The 23,455-nt window shown below is 62.3% G+C and carries 18 protein-coding genes and 2 riboswitches; of the genes, 12 read left to right on the top strand and 6 right to left on the bottom strand.

The genetic code is table 11. From position 1 onward, the window contains the following. Positions 1-3: 3 nt before the first annotated feature. Positions 4-1,074 carry a cobalamin biosynthesis protein CobW gene (gene cobW / locus P7C00_RS20090; RefSeq protein WP_102881550.1) on the bottom strand — a complete coding sequence of 357 codons (1,071 nt, stop codon included), beginning with the start codon at positions 1,072-1,074 and terminating at the stop codon, positions 4-6. 97 nt (positions 1,075-1,171) lie between these two features. Beyond that, positions 1,172-1,384: riboswitch (cobalamin riboswitch) on the bottom strand. 73 nt (positions 1,385-1,457) lie between these two features. Beyond that, positions 1,458-1,691: riboswitch (cobalamin riboswitch) on the top strand. A gap of 97 nt (positions 1,692-1,788) precedes the next feature. On the opposite strand from cobW, the gene P7C00_RS20095 reads away from it, so the two are divergent. The 4 genes from P7C00_RS20095 (at position 1,789) to cobM (ending at position 3,929) form a co-directional block, all read left to right on the top strand. Then, positions 1,789-1,977 (top strand): CbtB-domain containing protein, encoded by a 189-nt coding sequence (locus tag P7C00_RS20095; protein ID WP_123725945.1) that lies wholly within the window; start codon positions 1,789-1,791, stop codon positions 1,975-1,977. Positions 1,978-1,988: 11 nt separating this feature from the next. Next, a complete protein-coding gene (locus P7C00_RS20100) occupies positions 1,989-2,690 on the top strand; it encodes a CbtA family protein (protein WP_346635320.1) in 702 nt (233 codons plus the stop codon). After that, entirely contained in the window at positions 2,687-3,100 is a 414-nt protein-coding gene (locus tag P7C00_RS20105; protein WP_346635319.1) for a cobalamin biosynthesis protein, read from the top strand. Before P7C00_RS20100 ends, P7C00_RS20105 begins: the two co-directional genes overlap by 4 nt. 82 nt (positions 3,101-3,182) lie before the next feature. Further along, positions 3,183-3,929: a precorrin-4 C(11)-methyltransferase gene (cobM, locus tag P7C00_RS20110; RefSeq protein ID WP_346635318.1), complete on the top strand. Its 747-nt coding sequence runs from the start codon at positions 3,183-3,185 to the stop codon at positions 3,927-3,929. Between the two features lie 176 nt (positions 3,930-4,105). Here the strand turns inward: cobM and nfuA are convergent, their stop codons facing one another. Both nfuA and P7C00_RS20120 read right to left on the bottom strand, forming a co-directional pair. Beyond that, the gene (gene nfuA / locus P7C00_RS20115; RefSeq protein ID WP_102864880.1) at positions 4,106-4,690 is read right to left on the bottom strand and encodes a Fe-S biogenesis protein NfuA; all 585 of its coding nucleotides are present in this window, start codon (positions 4,688-4,690) and stop codon (positions 4,106-4,108) included. 143 nt (positions 4,691-4,833) lie between these two features. Beyond that, positions 4,834-7,119 (bottom strand): fatty acid cis/trans isomerase, encoded by a 2,286-nt coding sequence (locus P7C00_RS20120; protein ID WP_404937209.1) that lies wholly within the window; start codon positions 7,117-7,119, stop codon positions 4,834-4,836. 154 nt (positions 7,120-7,273) lie between these two features. Here P7C00_RS20120 and metH point away from each other — a divergent pair, with 154 nt between their 5' ends. Continuing rightward, positions 7,274-10,984, top strand: coding sequence for a methionine synthase (metH, locus tag P7C00_RS20125; protein WP_346635316.1), 3,711 nt, complete (start codon positions 7,274-7,276; stop codon positions 10,982-10,984). Between the two features lie 161 nt (positions 10,985-11,145). Then, a complete protein-coding gene (locus tag P7C00_RS20130; protein ID WP_102864877.1) occupies positions 11,146-11,367 on the top strand; it encodes a DUF2970 domain-containing protein in 222 nt (73 codons plus the stop codon). A gap of 6 nt (positions 11,368-11,373) precedes the next feature. On the opposite strand, the gene P7C00_RS20135 is transcribed toward P7C00_RS20130, so the two are convergent. Further along, positions 11,374-12,459: an ABC transporter substrate-binding protein gene (locus P7C00_RS20135; protein WP_404937210.1), complete on the bottom strand. Its 1,086-nt coding sequence runs from the start codon at positions 12,457-12,459 to the stop codon at positions 11,374-11,376. Positions 12,460-13,055: 596 nt separating this feature from the next. On the opposite strand from P7C00_RS20135, the gene P7C00_RS20140 reads away from it, so the two are divergent. Together P7C00_RS20140 and P7C00_RS20145 are read left to right on the top strand one after the other, a co-directional pair. Next, complete coding sequence (locus tag P7C00_RS20140) at positions 13,056-14,714, top strand: nitrite/sulfite reductase (RefSeq protein WP_346635314.1); 1,659 nt, start codon at positions 13,056-13,058, stop codon at positions 14,712-14,714. Continuing rightward, positions 14,698-15,192 (top strand): DUF934 domain-containing protein, encoded by a 495-nt coding sequence (locus P7C00_RS20145; RefSeq protein ID WP_159892932.1) that lies wholly within the window; start codon positions 14,698-14,700, stop codon positions 15,190-15,192. The genes P7C00_RS20140 and P7C00_RS20145 overlap by 17 nt, the downstream gene beginning before the upstream one ends. Positions 15,193-15,484: 292 nt before the next feature. Here the strand turns inward: P7C00_RS20145 and sohB are convergent, their stop codons facing one another. Next, positions 15,485-16,510, bottom strand: a complete 1,026-nt coding sequence (sohB, locus tag P7C00_RS20150; RefSeq protein ID WP_123725935.1) for a protease SohB — start codon at positions 16,508-16,510, stop codon at positions 15,485-15,487. Positions 16,511-16,713: 203 nt separating this feature from the next. On the opposite strand from sohB, the gene P7C00_RS20155 reads away from it, so the two are divergent. The 4 genes from P7C00_RS20155 (at position 16,714) to P7C00_RS20170 (ending at position 20,766) form a co-directional block, all read left to right on the top strand. Beyond that, on the top strand, positions 16,714-17,424 hold the full coding sequence (locus tag P7C00_RS20155) for a histidine phosphatase family protein (protein WP_346635313.1): 711 nt from the start codon (positions 16,714-16,716) through the stop codon (positions 17,422-17,424). Between the two features lie 50 nt (positions 17,425-17,474). Beyond that, positions 17,475-17,789, top strand: a complete 315-nt coding sequence (locus P7C00_RS20160; RefSeq protein WP_011061945.1) for an SCP2 sterol-binding domain-containing protein — start codon at positions 17,475-17,477, stop codon at positions 17,787-17,789. 259 nt (positions 17,790-18,048) lie between these two features. Continuing rightward, positions 18,049-19,767, top strand: coding sequence for a hydrogenase maturation protein (locus P7C00_RS20165; protein WP_404937211.1), 1,719 nt, complete (start codon positions 18,049-18,051; stop codon positions 19,765-19,767). A 105-nt stretch (positions 19,768-19,872) separates the two neighbouring features. After that, positions 19,873-20,766, top strand: coding sequence for an aminoglycoside phosphotransferase family protein (locus tag P7C00_RS20170; protein WP_346635311.1), 894 nt, complete (start codon positions 19,873-19,875; stop codon positions 20,764-20,766). 39 nt (positions 20,767-20,805) lie between these two features. On the opposite strand, the gene P7C00_RS20175 is transcribed toward P7C00_RS20170, so the two are convergent. Then, positions 20,806-23,433: an MGH1-like glycoside hydrolase domain-containing protein gene (locus P7C00_RS20175; protein WP_346635310.1), complete on the bottom strand. Its 2,628-nt coding sequence runs from the start codon at positions 23,431-23,433 to the stop codon at positions 20,806-20,808. Positions 23,434-23,455: the final 22 nt, after the last annotated feature.

Consider the following 23,455-nt stretch of genomic DNA (forward strand, 5'->3'; position numbering starts at 1 on the left):
GGGTTACACGCTGAGGGCGGCGCGCAGTTGCGCTTCGAGCTGAGCGGCGTCCAGTTCCTGGCCGATCAGCACTAGGCGCGTGGTGCGGGCTTCGTCAGCCCCCCACTTGCGGTCGAAGTGCTTGTCGAAGCGCGTGCCCACGCCCTGGATCAGCAGACGCATCGGCTTGTTGGGGATCGCGGCAAAACCCTTGACCCGCAGGATGCCGTGCTTGACCACCAGTTGGGTCAGGGCGTCCAGCAGCAGGCTTTCGTCGGCCTGGGGCAGTTCGATGGAGATGGAATCGAAGGCGTCGTGATCGTGATCGTCGTGGTCGTCGTCACCGTCGTGGTGGTGATCGTGGTGGCTGTGGCGGCCGTCGATGTGCTCCTCGGAGCCGGCGCCCAGGCCCAGCAGCACGTCCAGCGGCAGGCGGCCGCTGCTGGCTTCGATGACTTTGACTGCTGGCGGCAGCTCTTCGGCCACTTCCAGGCGCACCTTGGCCAGGTCTTCGGGGTTGATCAGGTCGGTCTTGTTGAGGATCACCAGATCGGCGCTGGACAGCTGGTCGGCGAACAGCTCATGCAGGGGCGATTCGTGGTCCAGGTTGGGGTCGAGCTTGCGCTGGGCGTCCACCTGATCGGGAAACGCGGCGAAGGTGCCAGCGGCCACGGCCGGGCTGTCGACCACGGTGATCACTGCATCGACGGTGCAGGCGCTGCGGATTTCCGGCCACTGGAAGGCCTGGACCAGGGGCTTGGGCAAGGCCAGGCCGGAGGTTTCGATGAGGATGTGATCCAGATCGCCGCGGCGCGCCACCAGTTCGCGCATCACCGGGAAGAACTCTTCCTGCACGGTGCAGCACAGGCAGCCGTTGGCCAGCTCATAGACCCGGCCACTGGCCTCTTCCTCGGTGCAGCCGATGGAGCATTGCTTGAGGATCTCGCCATCGATGCCCAGCTCGCCGAACTCGTTGACGATGACCGCGATGCGCCGGCCCTGGGCGTTGTCCAGCATGTGCCGCAGCAAGGTGGTCTTACCCGAGCCAAGGAAGCCGGTGACGATGGTGACGGGAAGTTTGGCCAGTGTTTTCATCGGATGCCCCTTGGCAAAGGTGGCGGGCAAACGGGACGAGAGCCGCAGCGCAGGAGCGCGCGGAGATTTCGCCACCGGATCACCCCGCCCGGTTGTAGTGAGAATCTGGGATCGAGGCAGGTCTCCTGGCTGAGGGCTTGCCAGTCATTGGACTGGCGGTTTCTGCGCCTTCCCGCAGGCGTTCCGGACGCGAATGCAGTGGCCTTGCAGAAATGAAACCCTTCACAGTTGCGGGGGCAGCCGCGGCATCGACCGCGTTCCCTTCTTAGCTTCGACCGCTGGTCGAAGAACCTCGAAGGCGCAAGGCTACGCAGAGCGCGGGGGACGGTCAATCGGCAATGCGCCGGCGTCCGCAATTGACGACGTTACCCCGGCCATGATTTCCTACGCGCCTTGTTACGGGTGCCCTTCACAGGGTGAAACGGGAAACCGGTGAATCACGTGCTTTACTACAAAAGCCGTGACCAGTCCGGTGCTGCCCCCGCAACGGTAAGCGAGCGAAGTGTCAGATCCACTGTGCCAAGGCATGGGAAGGCGACACTTGCCGGCACGGTCCGACATGACTCGGCCCCTGCCCCTCGCCAGCCCGGAGACCGGCCCGCAACACACACATAACAAACCCGCGGTGGGCGGGCGCTGTTGCAAACCCTGCGTGCCGGTCACGCGGGGTTTTCCTGCGCCACTCTCCCCGCTGACACTCCAGAGGGAAGCGCCATGTCGATCATCAGCAGCACCAGCCATTCCACCAGCAGCACCTCCACCCTGAGCCAGCGCCTGGTGGCCGCCATCGGCGCTTCGCTGCTGGGCGCCTGCCTGGTGTACTTCGCCGGCTTCTCCCATATCGAAGCGGTGCACAACGCCGCCCACGACACCCGTCACAGCGCTGCTTTCCCTTGCCACTGAGACCTGCCGACATGATCAAGCGTATTGCGCAAACCGCAGGGTTCACCGGGTTGCTGGCGGCCTTGCTGCTGACCCTGCTGCAAAGCTTCTGGGTGGCCCCGCTGATTCTGCAGGCGGAAACCTATGAAAAGGCCCCGGCCGCAGAAGTCCATGAACACGCCGAAGGCGCCATGGCCGGCCACAGCCACGACGCCGAAGCCTGGGAACCGGAAGATGGCTGGCAGCGAGTGCTGTCCACCACGGGCGGCAATCTGGTGGTGGCCGTCGGCTTCGCCCTGATGCTGGCCGGGCTCTACACCCTGCGGGCGCCCAGTCGCACCTCCCAGGGCCTGCTCTGGGGCCTGGCGGGTTATGCGACCTTCTGCCTGGCGCCGACCCTGGGCTTGCCACCGGAGTTGCCGGGCACCGCCGCCGCCGACCTGGTACAGCGCCAGGTGTGGTGGGTCGGCGCTGCCGCTTCCACCGCCGTGGGCCTTGCCCTGATCGTGTTCGCCGGCAACTGGCTGCTGAAACTGCTGGGCGCGGCCATCATCGCCGTGCCTCACGTGATCGGCGCGCCACAACCGGAAGTGCATTCGATGCTGGCCCCGGAAGAGCTGGAGGCACAATTCAAAATCGCCTCGCAGTTGACCAACGCCGCCTTCTGGCTGGCCCTCGGGCTGATCAGCGCCTGGTTGTTCCGGCGCAGGAACACGGATCAGTACTCGGCATGATCGAAGTGCGCGCAGCGTCGACCCTGGTGGTCGGCCTGGGCTGCCAGAAAGGCTGCCCGGTGACCACGCTGCGCGCGCTGCTGGATCAGGTGCTGGAAGCCCATCGCATCGATACGCAGCAGGTTTTCGCCCTGGCGAGCATCGACCTGAAACAGGCCGAGCCCGGTCTGCTGGAGTTGGCCGAGCAACTGGCACTGCCACTGACCTGTTTCAGCAGCATGCAACTGGCACCTTATGCCCTGCGCCTCAGCCACCGTTCACAGATCGCCTTTGAACGTACCGGCTGCTACGGCGTTGCCGAAAGTGCTGCCCTGGCCATGGCCGAACAGCTGCATCCCGGCCCGGCCCAACTGCTGATCCCTCGTCAGAAATACGCCCAGGCCACCCTGGCAATGGCCGCTTGCCGGTAAAATCCTCGATAATCCCCCGCCTTGATCATGAGCAATCTTCATTTGAAGCACGGCTCCAGCCCCTTTCTCACAGGAGACAGCCATGACTGTCTATTTCATCGGTGCCGGTCCCGGCGACCCGGAACTGATCACGGTCAAGGGCCAGCGCCTGATCCATCGCTGCCCGGTGATCATCTACGCCGGCTCCCTGGTGCCTCAGGCCGTACTGGAAGGCCACCGTGCTGAGCGGGTGATCAACAGCGCCGAACTGCACCTTGAACAGATCATCGAGGCCATCCGGGAAGCCCATGCCCAAGGACAGGATGTGGCCCGGGTACATTCCGGCGACCCGAGCCTGTATGGCGCCATCGGTGAACAGATCCGCTGCCTGCGGGAGTTGGGCATTGCCTTCGAAATCGTCCCCGGAGTCACCGCCACAGCGGCCTGCGCCGCGCTGCTGGGGGCCGAGCTGACCTTGCCGGATGTGTCCCAGAGCGTGATTCTCACCCGCTATGCGGACAAGACCGCCATGCCTGCCGGTGAGGAATTCGCCAGCCTGGCGGCCCACGGCGCCACCATGGCGATTCACCTGGGGGTCAATCACCTGGAGAAAATCGTCGCCGAGCTGCTGCCGCACTACGGCGCCGACTGCCCGATTGCGGTGGTGCATCGTGCCACCTGGCCGGACCAGGACTGGGTCCTGGGGACCCTGGCCGACATTGCCGAGCAGGTCGCGGCCAAGGGTTTCCGGCGCACGGCGCTGATCCTGGTGGGCCGGGTGCTGGCCACGGATGTTTTCAGCGAGTCGTCCCTGTATCGCGCCGGACACGCGCACCTCTATCGCCCCTGACACCTCTCCCCCTTTGTAGGAGCTGGCTTGCCAGCGAAGGCGTCCTCGGTATCGGTGCAAGGCTCGGGGGCCCATTCGCCGGCAAGCCGGCTCCTACGGAAGTTTTTTTGGGGGGGACTTGCGGGCATAAAAAACGGCGCTCACGGGGCGCCGTTTTTTAGTTCGCAGCGAACGCCTTAGTAGTAGGCGTTTTCTTTCTGCGTGTGGTCGGTGACGTCGCGGACGCCCTTGAGCTCGGGGATGCGCTCGAGCAAGGTGCGCTCGATGCCTTCCTTCAAGGTCACGTCGGCCTGGCCGCAACCCTGGCAACCGCCACCGAATTGCAGCACGGCGATGCCGTCGTCAACGACGTCGATTAGGCTGACCTGGCCGCCGTGGCTGGCCAGCCCCGGGTTGATCTCGGTTTGCAGGTAGTAGTTGATGCGCTCGTTGACCGGACTGTCGGCATTGACCATCGGCACCTTGGCGTTGGGCGCCTTGATGGTCAGTTGGCCGCCCATGCGGTCGGTGGCGTAGTCGACCACCGCGTCATCGAGGAAACCTTCGCTGAAGGCGTCGATGTAGGCGGTGAAGCTCTTCAGGCCAAGGGCCTTGTCTTCGGGTTTCTCTTCGCCCGGCTTGCAATAGGCGATGCAGGTCTCGGCGTACTGAGTCCCTGGCTGGGTAATGAAGATGCGGATGCCAATCCCCGGGGTGTTCTGCTTGGATAGCAGATCAGCCAGATAATCGTGGGCGGCGTCGGTAATGGTTATGGCGCTCATGGTGGTTCCTCGCAGACGTGGGCGCAGTTTACGCCAATCGACGCCGCTGACAAAGTCCTAGTATTTTTGTCGGGATAGACCTTGGTATAGGGCATCCCCGGGCCCCGTCAGTAGGCGGCCCGAGGACAGATAGCGGCCCTGTATCAGAGGTTTTCGTAACGGTTCATGTCCATGACGCCGGCCTCGACCGGGTCGACTTCCTGTAGATAGCGGGTCTGGTCGTGGAAGTACTGCCAGAACTGCGGATGACTGCGGCGAATCCCCCAGCGATCGACGATCTTCTCGAAGCCGGCAGCGTCCCGGGCCTCTTGCATGGCCTGGACAAACGCCGGCACCTGCTCGGTGGGAACGTTGAACATGAAATTCGGATAACTGCTGAGAATGCCCGGGAAAATGGTCAGGGTGTCCAGGCCCGGCTGGTAGCGTAGCGACTCGCCCAGCATGAAAGCCACGTTACTGTGGGCGCGATTGCGCAGCATGCTGTAGAACTCGCGCTTGCCGCTCGGGGCCTGGACCCGCAGCAGGGTGGCTTCCGGCAACTGTTCGATGACCTTGAGCCCCGCCGCCGGGCGCGACGCCAGGCTGCTCAGGGCCTGCTCGGCATCCTGCAGCGCCGGGTCGATATTGGGCCGCGAGCAATAGGCACTGTCACAGCGATTGATCGGGTCGGGCTTGGCATTGAGCTCGCCATAGCGCGCCAGCAACTGATGGGCGAAGTCTTTCTTCGGGTCCTTGGGGTCCAGTTTCAGCGCGCTGCGCTTGTCATCGTCGATGGACTCGTAATCCAGCCACATCTTGAACTTGCCGCTGTTCTGGTACCAATCGTCGAGGAAATCCTCGCGGGTACCGGCGGGCATCAGGCGCAGGAAGTTCTGCTCGGCGCCGTTGCGGATCAGGTCGAAGTACAGCCGGGTCTGGGCCTGGTGGGAAACGTTGCCGAACACGTCGAAATTCACTGCCAGCTGATAATAGGTGCGCTCCAGCAGCGGGTAGTCGAACAGCCACATCGTCTGCGGCACCTCGCCGATCAGGCCCTTGGTCACCGAAGCACTGTCGAAGTGACGGAAGATGCTGAGCAGCGCGTTGTCGTTGCCGGCCCACAGGGTTGACCAACTGGGTGCCGGAGAGTCTGCATAGAAGTCGCGGCGCAGGGCTTCGTACTCGTTGCGCTTGTCGCGATAGGACAGCCACAAGCTGAGCACGCTGCCGACATCGTCGTTCTGCCCGGGCATGGCCAGCAGCGGCGTGACCTGGCCGCGATAGGTCGGATCGGTGATGTACAGGTCATGTTCCGGGGCCTGGAACAGCGCCCAGAAGTTGTCGCGGATCACATCGGTGGCGATCTGCCCGCGGCACACCGGGCCACGAATGAAGGTGCGCACGAAGTATTCGGCGTTATCGAGCATGAACTGGTAGCGGGCCTTGGCCGGAATCGCCTCAAAGGTCTCGAACGGATTGGCTCGGCGCCCGGGTCCGTAGCCCGGCAAGGCAGTGACCTGCCAGTCGCCGCTGTAGAACAGGGTCTTGACCCGGGCCATCTTCGCCGCGCTCAGCGGGTAGGTGATGTGGGTCTTGTGCACGATCACCCCTTGCACCGGCCACAGGCGGTAATACACCTGGGTGCCCGGGTCGTCGTTGGGGCGACGGGTGTTGATCAGGTCAATGGGCTGGCCGCTGGGGGTACGCGAGCGCACCCACTGGAAGAAGTGCCCCGGCTCGCCGCCTTCGAAATAGACATGGGCCAGGAACCAGTGTTCGTAGAGCCAGCGCGCCACCAGGCTTTCCCGAGCGCCAGGGGCGTTGAGCAGGTTCTCCCACTGAGCCACTTGCAGGCTTTCCCGGGCACTGGGGGCCAGACCCTGCTCGTCGATGGGTGCGCCGGAGGCCAGCCAGCGTTGCAGGGTCTGGTATTGCTGATCGGTAAGACCGGTGACCGCCAGCGGCATGCCCTCTTTCGGATGCGCGCCGGCATAGGCGTCGAACTCCGCCGGCTGCGGGCACATGTTCTCCCGGTTCAGGCCCAGGGCGATTTCACTGGGCAACTTGGCATTGGGCTGCAATGGCGTGCGATGCCCCAGTTCCAGCATCCGCGCCATCAGCGCGGCCTGGCTGCCCTGGGCATCGAGCACCGAATAGAAGCCCTGGCGCTGCCAGGCCGCCTTGCCACTGGCGTCGTAGAACAGGCGGGTCGGGGCCTGGGCCTTGCTGCGCTCGCCGTCATACACCGGAATTTTCGAGGCACCGCGACCGGCCCCCTCACCACTGCCCAGGTTGAGCTGACAGGCGGAGTCGTAGCAGGCATGACAGGCCACGCACTTCTCGGTGAAGATCGGCTGGATGTCGCGGGTGTAGGAAATAGCCGGACCTTGGGCCATGCACAATGAACTGAGAAGCAGCAAAGCGCTGGCAACGACAAAACGATACGGCATGTCCCTGATCCCGAAAATAAAAAACGCCGCGATTCTACCGGGGTCGCCCACCGACCAACATGAGCGATATTCATGAAAAACCCGTACATGCCGCAAATCCATGCAGGTTTGCTATGATCCACGCCCTTCGTAATGGCCCTACCAGGTAGTTCTCATGTCTGATCGCAGTGCTCGCCTCCACGCTCTCCAGCAAGCCCTCAAAGAGCGCATTCTGATTCTCGATGGCGGCATGGGCACCATGATCCAGAGCTACAAGCTCGAAGAACAGGACTACCGTGGCAAGCGTTTCGCCGACTGGCCCAGCGACGTCAAGGGCAACAACGACCTGTTGGTGATCACCCGTCCGGACGTGATCGGCGGCATCGAAAAAGCCTATCTGGATGCCGGCGCTGACATCCTGGAAACCAACACCTTCAACGCCACGCGCATTTCCATGGCCGACTACGGCATGGAAGAACTGGCCTACGAATTAAACGTAGAAGGCGCACGCCTGGCGCGCAAGATCGCCGACGCCAAGACCCAGGAGACCCCGGACAAGCCACGTTTCGTCGCCGGCGTCCTGGGCCCGACCAGCCGTACCTGCTCGCTGTCGCCCGACGTCAACAACCCCGGCTACCGCAACGTCACCTTCGATGAACTGGTGGAGAACTACACCGAGGCCACCAAGGGCCTGATCGAAGGCGGCGTCGACCTGATCCTGATCGAGACCATCTTCGACACCTTGAACGCCAAGGCGGCGATCTTCGCCGTACAGGGCGTGTTCGAGGAACTGGGCGTCGAGCTGCCGATCATGATTTCCGGGACCATCACCGATGCCTCCGGCCGCACCCTGTCGGGCCAGACCACCGAAGCCTTCTGGAACTCCGTGGCCCACGCCAAGCCGATCTCGGTGGGCCTGAACTGCGCCCTGGGCGCCAGCGAACTGCGTCCGTACCTGGAAGAGTTGTCGAACAAGGCCAGTACCCACGTTTCGGCGCACCCCAACGCCGGCCTGCCCAACGAATTCGGCGAGTACGACGAACTGCCGGAACAAACCGCGAAGATCATCGAGGAGTTCGCCCAGAGCGGTTTCCTCAACATCGTCGGCGGCTGCTGCGGCACCACCCCAGGGCACATCGGCGCCATCGCCAAAGCCGTTGCCGGTTATGCGCCACGGCAGATTCCGGACATCCCCAAGGCCTGCCGCCTGTCGGGCCTGGAGCCCTTCACCATCGATCGCAACTCGCTGTTCGTGAACGTCGGTGAACGCACCAACATCACCGGTTCGGCCAAGTTCGCCCGACTGATCCGCGAGGACAACTACACCGAAGCCCTGGAAGTCGCCCTGCAGCAGGTGGAAGCCGGCGCCCAGGTGATCGACATCAACATGGACGAAGGGATGCTGGATTCGAAGAAGGCCATGGTCACCTTCCTCAATCTGATCGCCGGCGAGCCGGACATCTCCCGCGTACCGATCATGATCGACTCCTCCAAGTGGGAAGTGATCGAAGCCGGCCTCAAGTGCATCCAGGGCAAAGGCATCGTCAACTCCATCAGCATGAAGGAAGGCGTGGAGCAGTTCATTCACCACGCCAAGCTGTGCAAACGCTACGGCGCTGCCGTGGTGGTGATGGCCTTCGACGAGGTCGGCCAGGCCGACACCGAAGCGCGCAAGAAGGAAATCTGCAAGCGCTCCTACGACATCCTGGTCAATGAAGTGGGCTTCCCGCCGGAAGACATCATTTTCGACCCGAACATCTTCGCCGTGGCCACCGGCATCGAGGAACACAACAACTACGCGGTGGACTTCATCAACGCCTGCGCCTACATCCGCGACGAGCTGCCCTACGCCCTGAGCTCCGGGGGCGTGTCCAACGTGTCGTTCTCGTTCCGCGGCAACAACCCGGTGCGCGAGGCGATCCACTCGGTGTTCCTGCTGTACGCGATCCGCAACGGCCTGACCATGGGTATCGTCAACGCCGGCCAGCTGGAGATCTACGATCAGATCCCGCAGCAGTTGCGTGATGCCGTGGAAGACGTGGTACTCAACCGCACGCCCAATGGCACCGATGCCCTGCTGGCCATCGCCGACCAGTTCAAGGGCGATGGCAGCGTCAAGGAAGCCGAAACCGAGGAATGGCGCAGCTGGGAGGTCAACAAACGCCTGGAGCACGCCCTGGTCAAAGGCATCACCAGCCATATCGTCGAAGACACCGAAGAGTCGCGCCTGAGCTTCAGCCGCCCGATCGAAGTGATTGAAGGCCCGCTGATGTCCGGCATGAACGTGGTCGGCGACCTGTTCGGCGCCGGCAAGATGTTCCTGCCCCAGGTGGTGAAATCCGCCCGGGTGATGAAGCAGGCGGTAGCGCACCTGATCCCGTTCATCGAACTGGAGAAAGGCGACAAGCCGGAGGCCAAGGGCAAGATCCTCATGGCCACGGTCAAGGGCGACGTGCACGACATCGGCAAGAACATCGTCGGCGTGGTTCTGGGCTGTAACGGCTACGACATCGTCGACCTCGGGGTGATGGTGCCGGCGGAGAAGATCCTCCAGGTGGCCAAGGAGCAGAAGTGCGACATCATCGGCCTGTCCGGGCTGATTACCCCGTCCCTGGACGAGATGGTCCACGTCGCCCGCGAGATGCAGCGCCAGGATTTCCACCTGCCGCTGATGATCGGTGGCGCCACCACCTCCAAGGCCCACACTGCGGTGAAGATCGAGCCCAAGTACAGCAATGATGCAGTGGTCTACGTCACCGACGCCTCCCGCGCCGTGGGCGTGGCCACGCAGTTGCTGTCCAAGGAACTCAAGGCCGGTTTCGTGCAGAAGACCCGCGAGGAATACGTCGAAGTCCGCGAGCGCACCGCCAACCGCAGCGCCCGCACCGAGCGCCTGAGCTACGCCGCAGCCATCGCCAAGAAGCCGCAGTTCGACTGGGCCGGCTACCAGCCAGTCAAACCGAGCTTCACCGGCGCCCGAGTGCTGGACAACATCGACCTCAAGGTGCTGGCCGAGTACATCGACTGGACGCCGTTCTTCATCTCCTGGGACCTGGCCGGCAAATACCCGCGCATCCTTGAAGACGAGGTGGTCGGTGAAGCCGCCACCGCGCTGTACAAAGACGCCCGGGAGATGCTCGACAAGCTGATCAACGAGAAGCTGATCAGCGCCCGTGCGGTATTCGGTTTCTGGCCGGCCAATCAGGTGCAGGACGACGATCTGGAAGTCTACGGCGATGATGGCCAGCCTCTGGCGCGCCTGCATCACCTGCGCCAGCAGATCATCAAGACCGACGGCAAGCCGAACTTCTCCCTGGCGGACTTCGTGGCACCCAAGGACAGCGGCATCACTGACTATGTCGGCGGCTTCATCACCACCGCCGGGATCGGCGCCGAGGAAGTGGCCAAGGCCTACCAGGATGCCGGCGACGACTACAACTCGATCATGGTCAAGGCCCTGGCCGACCGTCTGGCCGAAGCCTGCGCCGAATGGTTGCACCAGCAGGTGCGTAAAGACTACTGGGGCTATGCCAAGGATGAGCAGCTGGACAATGAGGCGCTGATCAAGGAGCAGTACAGCGGCATCCGCCCTGCCCCGGGTTATCCGGCCTGCCCGGATCACACCGAGAAGAGCACCCTGTTCGCCCTGCTCGACCCCGAGGCCAGCGAAGGCCGCGCCGGCCGCAGCGGCGTATTCCTCACCGAACATTTCGCCATGTTCCCGGCGGCGGCGGTCAGCGGCTGGTACTTCGCCCACCCTCAGGCGCAGTACTTCGCCGTGGGCAAGGTCGACAAGGACCAGGTGCAGAGCTACACCGAGCGCAAGGGCCAGGACCTGACCGTAAGCGAACGCTGGCTGGCGCCGAATTTGGGCTACGACAACTGATCCGGACGCGGTAGGAGCCGGCTTGCCGGCGAGGGCGCTCGAGCGTGCGATGCAAGACTCTCGGGGCTCTTCGCCGGCGATCCGGCTCCTAGGTAAGTGCAGCCCCCATCACAGGCGGCATTGTCTATGCTCTGTTGACACCCAACCGTGTCGAGGGATTTATGGACGATCCAAGCAGCGACAATCAGCCCCCAACCTTCCTGCAGATGCTGCAAAGCGTGCTGGCGGCCGCCTTCGGCGTACAAAGCGGGAAAAATCGCGCCCGGGACTTCAGTCACGGCAAACCCAGTCACTTCATCGTGCTGGGCATTCTCTTTACCACCCTGTTCGTACTGGTGCTGCTGGGTATCGCCAACCTGGCCATGCACCTGGCGGGGGTCTGAGCGGCGTCAGTGCAGCAGCAGTTGCAAACTGAAGGGATAGCGGTAGCTGTCCGGCTTGCCTTGGGCGGACAGCCCGCGAAAATCGAACCGGGCCCCCACCTGATCGCCCATCCGCAGCAGTTGCTGGGCCTGAGCTCGGGTCAGTGACTGGAACAGCGACAATTGCCAGTCCGGCCCACCCAGGCGCCTGGCATCGAGCCCCAGTGCATCATCACGCAGGGCAACCAGGGCCCAACCGCCGATAGTGAAATGTCCGGCCATCAGCACCGACAACTGCCCGTCGATCAATGCCTGTAAGGCTTCGGGCGAACTGTTGACCCCACTGAACAGCAGGTCGACACCCGGCTTTCGGCCCAACTCCCGAGCAGCCTGCATGGCCCCCAGAGCCATTTCGTCGTTAGCCGACCAGATCAGTTGCGTCAGCGGGTAGCGCTGCAGCAACTGTTGCGCCTGCTCGTGCGCCCGCTGCCTGTTCCATTCGCCATACACCAGTTGCCGCAGGCGCACCTGCGGATTCTCAGTCAGGGCCCGGTGCAGTCCCTGCTCGCGCAACTGCGCCGCCGGCGTGACTTTCACCCCGGAAAAGGCCAGCAAATCGATTGTTTGCCCTTGAGGCACAGGGCCATGCTTGCGCAACAACTCCTTGAGCATCCGATAACCGGCCTCTTCATCGTTGCCCATCATGCTGCCGATCCAATCGGAGTAACTGCTGCGGCTTTGGCTGATCAACGCCCGCTGATCCTCGGTCAGCGGGCTGTTGACGATAAACAGCTTGACCCCGGTACCCTGAGACATGCGCAGGATCTGCGGAGCGACATACTGTTCGTTGACCAACATCAGATAATCGGGCTTTTGCGCTCGCTGAAACAGCTCCCGAGCCTGATCGAGAGAGTTCTGGGGATTGCGTTCGCCATAGAGAATTTGCAGATCCATACCCAGATCCCGGGCGGCGGCCTGCATGAACTGCGAATAACTGACCCAGAAGATTTCTGTCGAATTACCGGGGTTGAGAAACACCACCGACGTTGCTTGAGCCACCGTCCAGAACGGCAAACTCAGCCATATCACCCACTTGCACAGAACCTTGAACATTGTGAAAAGAGCCCCTGGATTATCCCAGGCAGTATAACTGGCAAAGTGCTAGCCAACGGCGGCAAATCGTCCTGATTGTCCGACAATTCGGGCTCTTCTTTTACGTTCGACTACTGGTGGCTGACCCAAAACACGGCCGTACCCACGACCAGTATGATCAGAAAAAGAATCGCCCATGCATCAACGCTACTGTCACTTTTCCTTACTTTGGTTGGATGGCTCATAGCATCGCCTCTAGTAGATTTTGTCGGTGACTGCTCAAAGACACGACCACAGTTAAGACCAGGATTGTCCCCACCTCAAATGTGGATACTCATATACCCCTACCGTTAGTCGTTTTGGTTCTTTGCATATACTCAAACATCACTTTTGCGCATAACCGCAAACTGGTATCGTTCGGCGGCTCCGATCGGAGTGCGCGGCCGTGCGCGCAGATTTGCTTACATGGGTGGGGTTGAGCGTGAACGAAGGCAGGACGAGGTGAAACCGGCGACAAGCCCCGGTCGACGCCAGTCGAAGCAACGTACCGAAGCCGTTCACCGCAGTATTTGCCAAGTGCGCTTTGGCGCCACCTGTAGCCTGAGAACTGGACCTATATGTACGTATACGACGAGTACGATCAGCGGATCATCGAGGACCGCGTCAAGCAGTTCCGTGATCAGACCCGACGCTATCTGGCAGGCGAGCTGAGCGAAGAGGAATTCCGTCCCCTGCGCCTGCAGAATGGCCTTTATATCCAACGTTTTGCCCCGATGTTGCGGGTTGCCGTGCCTTACGGCCAATTGACCTCGCGCCAAGCGCGGATGATGGCCAAGATCGCCCGCGACTACGACAAAGGCTATGCGCACATCAGCACCCGGCAGAACGTGCAGTTCAACTGGCCGGCCCTGGAAGACGTGCCGGAGATCCTGGCCGAGCTGGCCACGGTACAGATGCACGCCATCCAGACCAGCGGCAACTGCCTGCGCAACGTCACCACCGACCAGTTTGCCGGTGTCGCTGCCGACGAGTTGATCGACCCGCGTCCCTGGTGCGAGATCGTCCGTCAATGGACCACCTTCCACCCTGAATTTGCCTATCTGCCGCGCAAGTTCAAGATCGCCATCAATGGCTCGACTTCCGACCGCGCAGCCATCGAGGTCCACGACATCGGCCTGGAGCCGGTGCACAACGCTGCCGGCGAACTGGGCTTTCGCGTGCTGGTGGGTGGCGGTCTGGGCCGCACCCCGGTGGTCGGCGCCTTCATCAACGAATTCCTGCCATGGCAGGACCTGTTGAGCTACCTCGACGCCATCTTGCGGGTCTACAACCGCTACGGCCGTCGTGACAACAAGTACAAGGCGCGGATCAAGATCCTGGTCAAGGCCCTGACGCCGGAAGTGTTCGCCGAGAAGGTCGAGGCGGAAATGGTCCACCTGCGCGGCGGCCAGACCACCCTCACCGAAGCCGAAGTGCATCGCGTGGCCAAGCACTTCGTCGACCCGGACTACAAGACCCTGAGCAACCAGGATGCCGAACTGGCCACCCTGGACCAGCAACACCCAGGCTTCGCCCGCTGGCGCGTACGCAATACCCTGGCCCACAAGAAGCCGGGCTATGTCGCCGTCACCCTGTCGCTCAAACCCACCGGCGTAGCGCCTGGGGATGTCACCGACAAGCAATTCGACGCCATCGCCGACCTGGCCGACCGCTACAGCTTCGGCCAACTGCGCACGTCCCACGAACAAAACGTGATTCTGGCGGATGTCGAGCAAAGCCAACTGTTCACCCTGTGGGGCGAGCTGCGCGAAAACGGCTTTGCTACACCGAACATTGGCCTGCTGACCGACATCATCTGCTGCCCGGGCGGCGACTTCTGCTCCCTGGCCAACGCCAAGTCGATCCCGATCGCCGAATCGATCCAGCGCCGTTTCGATGACCTGGACTACCTGTTCGACATCGGCGAGCTGGACCTGAACATTTCCGGTTGCATGAACGCCTGCGGTCACCACCACGTGGGCCATATCGGCATCCTCGGTGTCGACAAGAAAGGCGAGGAGTTCTACCAGGTCTCCCTGGGTGGCAGCGCCAGCCGTGACGCCAGCCTGGGCAAGATCCTCGGCCCATCCTTCGCCCAGGACGACATGCCCAACGTGATCTCGAAGCTGATCGACGTGTACGTGGAACAACGTACCGAAGACGAACGCTTCATCGACACCTATCAACGTATTGGCATCGACCTCTTCAAGGAGCGCGTCTATGCAGCGAATCATTAAGAACAACGAGGTCATCGACGAAACCTGGCACCTGCTGCCCAAGGATGCGACCCTCGACGGCATCTCCAACTGCGACGACCTGATCGTGCCGCTGGCCCTGTGGCGCGATCACGCCCATGCCCTAAAGGCTCGCGACGGCGGCCTGGGCGTGTGGCTGGATGCGGACGAAGAAGCCGAGGAAATCGGTGACGACGTCCAGCATTTCCAGGTGATTGCCCTGAACTTCCCGGCCTTCACTGATGGCCGCAACTACTCCAACGCCCGCCTGCTGCGTGACCGTTATGGCTACAAAGGCGAACTGCGGGCCATTGGCGACGTGTTGCGCGACCAGCTGTTCTACCTGCACCGCTGCGGCTTCGACGCCTATGCACTGCGGGCCGACAAGGACCCCTATGAAGCCTTGGAAAGCCTCAAGGACTTCTCGGTGACCTACCAGGCTGCCACCGACGAACCGCTGCCGCTGTTCCGTCGCCGCTAAGCCCTGGCGCCAACAAAAAGCCCTGAGCCGGTTTCCCGGCTCAGGGCTTTTTTGTATCCGCATCTCCCTCCGACGTAGGAGCCGGCTTGCCGGCGAAGAGGCCCTTGAGCCTTGCGCAAACCTTGCGGCCGCTTTCGCTGGCAAGCCAGCTCCTACAGCACACGCCAACAAACAACGCGCCCTTTGTAGGAGCCGGCTTGCCGGCGAAGGGGCCCTTGAGCCTTGTACAAACCTTGCAACCGCCTTCGCTGGCAAGCCAGCTCCTACAGAACAGGCGCCTGCAATTCGGGGCTTACCAGAACCGCTGCTGGGTCAGGCGGCTCCACCAGGTCAGCAACACGCGATCGATGGAACCGCTGGCCGCCAGGCCTACGCGCTCCTGCAGGCTCTTGCGCTCGGCATAGTGCAGGTGGAACACCTCGGCATTCTTGGCCTTGTCCGCCAGGTACTCGTCGCTGGTCTGCAGCTCGTCCACCAGCAGTTTTTCCTGCGCTGCCACCCCCAGCCAGACTTCTCCGGTGGCCACCTCATCAATGGCCAGTTGCGGGCGATAGCGGGATACGAAGTTCTTGAACAACTGATGGGTCACGTCCAGGTCTTCCTGGAACTTCTCCCGGCCCTTCTCGGTGTTTTCGCCAAACACCGTCAGGGTGCGCTTGTACTCACCGGCGGTCAGCACTTCAAAATCGATGTCGTGTTTCTTCAGCAGACGATTGACGTTGGGCAACTGCGCCACCACGCCAATGGAGCCGAGGATGGCGAACGGCGCACTGATAATCTTCTCGCCGATGCACGCCATCATGTAGCCGCCGCTGGCCGCGACCTTGTCGATGCATACGGTCAAAGGCACCCCGGCCTGGCGAATACGCGCCAGTTGCGACGAGGCCAGACCATAGCTGTGCACCATGCCGCCACCGCTTTCCAGACGCAGCACCACTTCATCCTTGGGCGTGGCCAGGCTCAGCAAGGCGGTGATTTCATGGCGCAGGCCTTCGGTCGCCGAGGCCTTGATATCACCATTGAAATCCAGCACGAACACCCGAGGCTTGGCCTCGGCCGGTTGTTTCTTCTGTTTCTTCTCGGTCTTGCCCTGGGCCTTGCGCAGGGCCTTGAGCTGATCCTTGTCCAGCAGGCTCTGCTCCAGGCGCTCGCGCAGGTCCTTGTAGAAATCATTCAGCTTGCTGACCTGCAACTGCCCGGCGCCTTTGCGGCGACCCTTGCTGCGCAGGGCGGCGGCAGTGATCAGCACCACCAGGATAGCGACCACCAGGGTCACGGTCTTGGCCAGGAAACTGGCGTATTCGGCGAAAAACTCCACAGGGACTCCTCAAACATGAACCGCTGCCAACCAGCAGCGTAATGGGCTCAAGCATACCGACGAGACCGGCCGGCCACCAGTCGCGAAACCTTGTGTAACGAGGCTCCAACAAGCATTTCAAACAAGCGTATGTTTTTTCATTGACAGCTCACCGGCATCCTCATAACCTCGCAAAACTTTCAACGTACCGGGACGACGCGGACGTGGGCAGCATCTATTTGATTCGACATGGCCAAGCCTCTTTCGGTGCAGACGACTACGACGTGCTGTCTGCCATCGGCGTGCGCCAGGCGGCAGTTCTCGGCGATCATCTGGCCGCCCTTGGAGTGAGCTTCGATCGCTGCCTGTCCGGTGACCTGCGGCGCCAGCAGCACACCGCGCAAACCGCCATGGAACAGATGAGCGCTGCCGGTTTTGACCACCCGCCACTGGAAATCGATTCAGCCTTCAACGAATTCGATGCCGACGCCATCATCCGTGCCCTGCTCCCCGACCTGTTGCCCCAGGAACCCGAGGCCCTAAATATCCTGCGCAATGCCGCGCAGAACCGTGCCGAGTTCCAACGCATCTTCGCCCTGATCATCCAACGCTGGCTGGCCGGCACTTACGATCCGCCCGGGCTGGAAAGCTGGCTGGGGTTCGTCGAGCGTGTCCAGGGCGGCCTGCAACGGATTCTCGAAGCGGCGGACAACCCGCACAAGATCGCGGTATTCACCTCCGGCGGCACCATCACCGCCCTGCTCCACCTGATCACCCGGATACCTGCCCAGCAGGCGTTCGAACTGAATTGGCAAATCGTCAACACCTCGCTCAACCAGCTGAAGTTCCGCGGGCGCGAGGTGTCTTTGGCTTCCTTCAACGGTCATGCCCATCTGCAACTGTTGAAGGCCCCGGAGCTCATCACTTTCCGTTGAGCCCGGCTTACTGTGACCCTTGCTGTAACCACCCATAAAAGGATCGAACCATGACCTCCGTAGCTGACGCCGTACAAGCCATGCAAGCCAAGTTCAACCCAGCTGCCGCTGCCGGCCTGGACCTGGTTTTCGGTTTCCGCATCGATGACTCCAAGCACTTCTCGCTGGTCGTCAAGGACAGCACCTGCGAACTCAAAGAAGGCGAGAACCCAGACGCACAAGTCACCCTGGTGATGGACGGCGAAACCCTGGACGGCATCGTCAGCGGCGAAACCGACGGCATGCAAGCCTTCATGGGCGGCAAGCTGCGCGCCGAAGGCGACATGATGCTGGCCATGAAACTGAGCGAGCTGTTCCCAGCCTAAGACCCCACAAGGTCCGGCTGCACACAAATCCCGCCCCTGTGGCGGGATTTGTCGTTTCTGCACCACGCAACGCCTCTATCCCCCCGCTTTGCCCTGGATCAATACCACTGGGCGGCTCAGCCTCCAGGCCGCACGCTTGATTGATCTCGGTCAGCTTGCGCCCCGCAACCCCCCTCTACTCTTGCGCCTCCATCGCGGCCAGGGACGGCACAGCCGGAGCCCTTTGCCACACCGCTATCACTCACGGAAGAGTCTGCTTATGCGATCACTGAAGATCATCCTGCTGTCCACCGCCTTCAACGGTCTGACCCAACGGGCCTGGCTCGACCTGCGCCAGGCCGGGCATCGTCCCAGCGTGGTGCTGTTCACCGGCGAAGAAGAGGTCTGCCGGCAGATCGAAGAAGCCCAGGCCGACCTGGTGATCTGCCCCTTCCTCAAGGATCGCGTTCCGCAGCAGCTGTGGAGCCACCCCAAGCGTCCGGTGGTGATCATTCACCCAGGGATTGTCGGCGACCGTGGCGCCAGCGCCCTAGACTGGGCCATCAGCAAGGAACTCAAGCGCTGGGGCGTGACCGCCCTGCAGGCCGTCGAAGAAATGGATGCAGGTCCGATCTGGTCGACCCATGAATTCAACCTGCCCAGCGGACTGCGCAAATCCGAGCTGTACAACGGCCTGGTGAGTGACGCTGCCATCCGCTGCATCCGCGACGTGGTGGAAAAATTCCGCAACGGCTTCAGCCCTGAGCCCCTGGACTACGACAACCCTTCGGTGCTCGGCCGCCTGCAACCGAACATGAAGCAGTGCGACCGCACCTTCAGCTGGCACGACAGCGCACAGTTCATCAAACGCAGCATCGACGCCGCTGACGGCCAGCCTGGCGTCCTGGCCAGCCTCGCCGGCGGCCAGTACTACGTCTACGACGCCCACCTGGATTCACGCACCGGCATGCCCGGGCAACTGCTGGCGGTGCACGACGACGCGGTGCTGGTGGCCTGCGGCGATCACAGCCTGTGGATCGGCTACCTGCGCCTCAAGCCCCAGCCCGGCGAGGAAACCTTCAAACGCCCCGCCCGCCACGTACTCGGCGAACGCCTGGCCGACGTGCCGGTGCTGGACTGGTCAGTGTCCAGCAGCCCGTTCAGCACCGAAGCCTACCAACCGATCCGCTACCGCGAATCCGGTAGGGTCGGCGAGCTGACCTTCGAGTTCTACAACGGTGCCATGAGCACTGAGCAATGCCAGCGCCTGGTCAGCGCCCTGCGCTGGGCCAAGGCCCGGGACACCCAGGTGCTGCTGGTACGCGGCGGTCGCGGCGCCTTCAGCAACGGTGTGCACCTCAATGTGATCCAGGCCGCCCCGGTGCCGGGCCTTGAAGCCTGGGCCAATATCCAGGCCATCGACGACGTCTGCCTGGAGCTGCTCACCGCCCGCCAACTGGTGGTCAGTGGCCTGACCGGCAACGCCGGCGCCGGCGGCCTGATGCTGGCCCTGGCGGCGGACGTGGTTCTGGCCCGCGCCGACACCGTGTACAACCCGCACTACAAGAGCATGGGCCTGTACGGCTCCGAATACTGGACCTACAGCCTGCCCCGTGCCGTCGGCCAGCCCATGGCCAAGCAACTGACCGAAGCCTGCCTGCCGATCAGCGCGCTCCAGGCCCTGCAGATGGGCATGGTCCAGGAAATCGGCCCACGCTGCCCGGATGAATTCGGCCTGTGGCTGCTGCAGCGAGCCAACGGCGTGCTCAACGACCCGCGCTACCAGCACCTGCGCCAGCGCAAGCTGGATGCCGATCCCCAGCTGATGCAGCACTGCCGCAACGCCGAGCTGGAAGACATGCACATGGACATGGTGCAGAACCGCAAGGGCTTCGCCGAGAAGTGCAGCAACTTCGTCTACAAGCGCAAGACCTGCTGCACACCAGAGCGGCTGATAGAAGCCTGGGCCAAGCCCCAGGACATTGCCCTGGTGGGCTGATTCACAGCCTGAGCGACAGGCTTTAAAAGCACCGCCAGGCCACGTACCATTCGCCGCCTTTTATTGCCGCCCCCAGGGGCGGCAATACTTTGCAAGGAGGCGATCATGCAAGACATTCCAGGCCACGCCACATGGCGCAGCATCGAAGCACAAACCCTTGGCTGGTCCAGCGATCGGATCTTTCACATCGTCGACGAACAAGGCCAACACCTGCTGTTGCGCACCAACGACTCATCCCAGTACGTCAACAAACGCGACGAGTTCCAGTGGACCCAGCATCTGGCGGCAAAGGGCATCGCCATGTCCCAGCCCTTGGACTTCGGCCTGTTTGATTCAGGACGCCAGGTTTACTCGCTGTTGTCGTGGATCGAAGGCAAGGATGGCGCGCAATGGGTGGCTGAACAGCCCGCCGCTGCCTGTTATGAGCTTGGTCTGCAAGCCGGTCAAATACTCCAGCAGATCCACAGCGTTGCTGCGCCTGAAGGCACTGAAAACGCCGAACAGCAGATGCGTGCCATCTACCGTAAAAAGCTCGAACAATACCGGAGCTGTGGCCACAAGGTGGCACATGAGCAAGACTTCCTGCAGTTTCTCGAACAGCACTTTCATCTGCTGGCAGACACGCCGCTGGTGTTTCTCCACGGTGACTATCACCTGAACAACATGATCGTGGGCGCCGATGACCAATTGTCGATCATCGACTTCAACCGCTGCCGTTTCGGAGATCCGGCGCGGGACTTCAACAGGCTGGCGCTGTTTTCCTGCAACCTCAGCAGCGACTTCGCCCGCGGGCAGATCGACGGCTACTGCGCAGGTCATGCCGACCCTGTCTTTCTCACCCGCATGGCGTTCTACGCCGCGTTCGATACCTTCTTCAGCGTGCTCTGGGCCATGGCTTTCGGCGAGCAGGAAGTTCAGGCCACCCTGCAACGCACGCAAAAAGTCTGGGAGGACTTCGCCGGTTTTTCCAGGCATGTGCCGCGCTGGTATGGCGAATGAACGCTTTGGGCTAGGTCCTGTAAGCCGCCGGCAAAGCGATCACGGCTGCAACAGCAACGCCACCAGCGCCGTCCAGCCGGTCTGGTGGCTAGCCCCCAATCCGCGCCCGGTTTCACCATGGAAGTACTCATGGAACAGCACCAGCTCGCGGTCCTCGGCCTCCACCTGCAACTGTGGGTAGCCGCTCATCGATGGCCGATGCCCCTCCTCATCCCGCAAAAACAAACGAGTCAGGCGCTGGCTCAAGCCGTCGGCCACTTCCTCCAGGGACGCCAGGTATCCAGAACCTCGCGGATACTCCACCGAGAAGTTGACGTCGTAGTACCGATGAAATTCACGAAGGGATTCGATCAGCATGTAATTGATCGGCATCCACAGCGGCCCGCGCCAGTTGGAGTTGCCGCCGTACAACCGTGAATCGGACTCCGCCGGCTCATAGCGGGCACACAACTGCTTGCCATCCACCTGCATGGCGAACGGCTGCTCGAAGGCCTTGGACAGGGAGCGGATACCGAAGTCCGAGAGGAACTCGCTTTCATCGAGCATGCGCTTGAGCAGGTCCTTGGTGCGCTCACCTCGCAACAGCGCCAAGAGCATGCGGTTACCCTTGCCCGGTTCGTACCAGCGCGACACCAGGCTCGCCAGGTCCGGACGATGATGCAAAAAGCCCAGCAGACGTTGAGCCAGTCCCGGCAGGTTCTCGTGCTCGTGCTGCTCCAGCACCTGCACCGCGAACAGCGGCATCAGGCCGACAATGGAGCGCAAGCGCAGGGGTTCGTTGTCGCCGTCGGGCCGGTGCAGCACGTCGTAGAAAAACTGGTCCTGTTCATCCCACAGCCCTTCGGCGCTTTCATCCACCCGGTTGATGGCCCCGGCTATATAGAGGAAGTGCTCGAAGAACTTCACCGCAATGTCCACGTACACGCCATTGCGCTTGGCCAGTTCCAGGGCGATGCGCATCAGGTCCAGGGCATAGGCCGCCACCCAGGCCGTACCGTCGGCCTGGTCCAGAGCGAAGCCTTCCGGCAACGGCGCGGAACGGTCGAACAGGGCGATATTGTCCAGGCCGAGAAAGCCGCCCTGGAACAGGTTGCGGCCCTCGGCGTCCTTACGGTTGACCCACCAGGAAAAATTCAGCAGCAACTTGTGGAAAATGCGTTCGAGAAAATCCAGGTCACCGGCGCCGGTCATGGACTTTTCCTGCTGATAGACCCGCCAGCAGGCCCAGGCGTGTACCGGCGGATTGGCGTCGTCGAAGCGCCACTCGTAGGCCGGCAACTGACCGTTGGGGTGCATGAAGCGGTCTTTCACCAACAGCAATAACTGCTGCTTGGCAAAGCCGGGATCGATCAGGGCAAAGGCTACCGCCTGGAAACCCAGGTCCCAGGAGGCATACCAGGGGTATTCCCAGGTGTCGGGCATGGACACGATGTCGCAGTTGGACAGATGGCGCCAATGGGTATTGCGCAGGTGTGCGCGCGCCTTCGGCGGTGCCGGCTGCCCAGGATCACCATCGAGCCACTGGTTGACGTCGAAGTAATACAGCTGCTTGGACCACAGCAGCCCGGCCAGGGCCTGACGCTGGACATTGCGCGCATCCGCATCATCGAGGGGCTGTTGCAGCGCCGCATAGAAGTCATCGGCCTCGCGCCGACGCTGCTCAAACAGGTGGCGAGCATTGACCTGCTCACTGCCCGCCGGGGCAAAGCGCAAGAACAGACTCTTGCTCTCGCCGCCCGCCAGCTCCAGGATAAAATGCGCCGCGGCCCGGGTGCCGCCATCGAGGGCCACCGCAGTGGCCTGCCCGTTCACCAGATAATCGTTGATGCCGTCCTTGAACGGCCCCGCAGAGGCCACCCCGTCCAGCTTGGGAAAGTTGCTGTCGTTATTGCAGAACAGCCATTGGCAAGGCGCCGCCCCCCAGGCGGTGACCTGCCGATCGGCTAGCTGCGCATGCCGCGCCAGTACCTGATCACCTTCCAGGCGCAGGCTGGGCCGAGGCCCATCGCCGCCCCAACTCCAGGTGTTGCGCGCCCAGACCTGGGGCAGCACCCGCAAACGGGCCGGCTGGTGAAAACGGTTGTGCACGGTGACCCGCATGAAGAGGTCGTCCGCCGTGTACTTGGCGTACTCCACCGTCACATCAAAGTAGCGATTGTCCTCGAAGACCCCGGTGTCGAGGATCTCGTACTCGGCCTCAGACAGACCACGCCGGGCGTTTTCCGCCACCAGATCGGCATAGGGAAAGGCCGCCTGGGGGTACTTGTAGAGCATGCGCATATAGGCATGGCTGGGCACGCCGTCGAGGTAGAAATACAGCTCCTTGACGTCCTCGCCATGATTACCTTCGGCGTTGTTCAGGCCAAACAGACGCTCCTTGAGAATACTGTCGTGTTCATTCCACAGCGCCAGCCCCAGGCACCAGTGCTGGGCCTTGTCGGAGAACCCGGCCAGGCCGTCCTCGCCCCAGCGATAGGCACGGCTGCGGGCGTGCTCATGGGGAAAATAGTTCCAGGCATCGCCGTCGGCGCTGTAGTCCTCGCGCACCGTGCCCCACTGCCGTTCACTCAGGTACGGCCCCCACTGGCGCCAGTGCTCGGCATCGCTGCCCTGCAGGCGCTGGCCTTCCAAGGTGTCGAGAATGCTCGCTGGGGTACTTGCCGTCATGGAGGGAGTCCTTGGCCATGGA

This window comes from Pseudomonas sp. JDS08PS003, assembly GCF_045013505.1.
GTDB classification, from domain to species: Bacteria; Pseudomonadota; Gammaproteobacteria; order Pseudomonadales; family Pseudomonadaceae; genus Aquipseudomonas; species Aquipseudomonas protegens_B.

Bases quoted from the DNA above. Each gene is read 5' to 3' on its own strand.
- cobW (WP_102881550.1), bottom strand. From the start codon at position 1,074: ATGAAAACACTGGCCAAACTTCCCGTCACCATCGTCACCGGCTTCCTT.
- P7C00_RS20095 (WP_123725945.1), top strand. From the start codon at position 1,789: ATGTCGATCATCAGCAGCACCAGCCATTCCACCAGCAGCACCTCCACC.
- P7C00_RS20100 (WP_346635320.1), top strand. From the start codon at position 1,989: ATGATCAAGCGTATTGCGCAAACCGCAGGGTTCACCGGGTTGCTGGCG.
- P7C00_RS20105 (WP_346635319.1), top strand. From the start codon at position 2,687: ATGATCGAAGTGCGCGCAGCGTCGACCCTGGTGGTCGGCCTGGGCTGC.
- cobM (WP_346635318.1), top strand. From the start codon at position 3,183: ATGACTGTCTATTTCATCGGTGCCGGTCCCGGCGACCCGGAACTGATC.
- nfuA (WP_102864880.1), bottom strand. From the start codon at position 4,690: ATGAGCGCCATAACCATTACCGACGCCGCCCACGATTATCTGGCTGAT.
- P7C00_RS20120 (WP_404937209.1), bottom strand. From the start codon at position 7,119: ATGCCGTATCGTTTTGTCGTTGCCAGCGCTTTGCTGCTTCTCAGTTCA.
- metH (WP_346635316.1), top strand. From the start codon at position 7,274: ATGTCTGATCGCAGTGCTCGCCTCCACGCTCTCCAGCAAGCCCTCAAA.
- P7C00_RS20130 (WP_102864877.1), top strand. From the start codon at position 11,146: ATGGACGATCCAAGCAGCGACAATCAGCCCCCAACCTTCCTGCAGATG.
- P7C00_RS20135 (WP_404937210.1), bottom strand. From the start codon at position 12,459: ATGTTCAAGGTTCTGTGCAAGTGGGTGATATGGCTGAGTTTGCCGTTC.
- P7C00_RS20140 (WP_346635314.1), top strand. From the start codon at position 13,056: ATGTACGTATACGACGAGTACGATCAGCGGATCATCGAGGACCGCGTC.
- P7C00_RS20145 (WP_159892932.1), top strand. From the start codon at position 14,698: ATGCAGCGAATCATTAAGAACAACGAGGTCATCGACGAAACCTGGCAC.
- P7C00_RS20160 (WP_011061945.1), top strand. From the start codon at position 17,475: ATGACCTCCGTAGCTGACGCCGTACAAGCCATGCAAGCCAAGTTCAAC.
- P7C00_RS20165 (WP_404937211.1), top strand. From the start codon at position 18,049: ATGCGATCACTGAAGATCATCCTGCTGTCCACCGCCTTCAACGGTCTG.
- P7C00_RS20170 (WP_346635311.1), top strand. From the start codon at position 19,873: ATGCAAGACATTCCAGGCCACGCCACATGGCGCAGCATCGAAGCACAA.
- P7C00_RS20175 (WP_346635310.1), bottom strand. From the start codon at position 23,433: ATGACGGCAAGTACCCCAGCGAGCATTCTCGACACCTTGGAAGGCCAG.